Annotated in this window: 1 protein-coding gene; it reads right to left on the bottom strand. The window is 74.8% G+C overall.

Annotated elements, in window-relative coordinates; translation table 11 throughout:
- Positions 1-278: 278 nt before the first annotated feature.
- The coding region (locus tag ABZ885_RS41775) for an FAD-dependent monooxygenase (RefSeq protein ID WP_360200520.1) at positions 279-1,118 on the bottom strand (840 nt) is incomplete at its 5' end.

Raw genomic sequence — 1,118 nt, 5'->3', positions numbered from 1 at the left:
GCCGCAGGGGCTCGCCACCGTGCTGGGGGAGGACGGCGCCGACCGGCACCGGCATCCGGCACCGGATGACCGCGCGGCCCGGGGCAGGTCCGTACCGGTGCGACTCCCGGTCACGGACGTAGCACCCGAGGAGTGAGGTGACTGCCTCGGTCGAGGCGGTTGAAGAGGTCCGGCCGGTCGAACCGGCGCAGCCACGTGCCGGTATCGCGCCGGGCGAGATGCCGGTGCGTGAGGGAGGGCCGCCGAACGGGCCGTCGGGCGGGCTCACCGCGTGGCGGTCAGCGGCACAGGGTGCGCAGGGCGGTGAGGCAGTCCGCGGCCCGGCGCTGCGGGTCGGTGTCGGTGCTGGCCCAGGCGATCCGGGCGTCCGGCCGGATGAGGACGGCGGTGACGTCCAGCCAGATCGGGTGCGCCGTCTTGGCGTCGACGGCTCCCGCCTGCTGCTCCAGGCCATCCGTCGGGCACGGTGTCCGTGTCCCGCCGAGGTCCAGCAGTAGTGGCCGGCCGTGGTGCATCAACGGGTGGGCGGTGGGCGTGCCGGCCGAGTCGAGGGTGAGGCCGGCCAGTCGGGTGCCGTTCAGCGGGTGCGCGCGGGCTTCGGTGCCCTCGGGGAGCGGGTCGTCGAAGCCGGCGATCCGGCGGGCCCACCGGCGGTTGGTCTGCGGTTCGGCGAGCGCGGCGGACCAGACCTCGCGCAGCGCTATCTGTTCGGGGCTCGCCGCCGCGAACAGGGCGAGCTGTGCGCGGGTGTTGTCGATGACGGCGCGGGCGGCGGGCCGGCGCTCCGTGTCGTAGCTGTCGAGCAGTCCGTCGGGCGCCCGGCCCTGGAGGGTGGAGGCCAGCTTCCAGCCCAGATTGGCCGCGTCCTGGATGCCGAGGTTCATGCCCTGCCCACCGGCCGGGAAGAACATGTGCGCCGCGTCCCCGGCCACCAGCACCCGTCCGGCCCGGTACCGCGCGGCCTGGCGGGTGGCGTTGCCGTAGCGCGAAAGCCACCGGGGGTTGCGGAGGCCGAGATCCCGTCCCAGCATCAGGCCGACGAAGCTGAGCACGTCCTGGACGCCCCGGACGAAGGAGTTGCTGCTCTGCTTGGTGGGCTCGTCGGCCAGCCAGCCGCC

This window comes from Kitasatospora sp. NPDC047058, assembly GCF_040643935.1.
Lineage (GTDB): Bacteria > Actinomycetota > Actinomycetes > Streptomycetales > Streptomycetaceae > Kitasatospora.
Note: the sequence above shows the minus strand (reverse complement) of the source record. Positions and strands in the feature narration are given on the sequence as shown.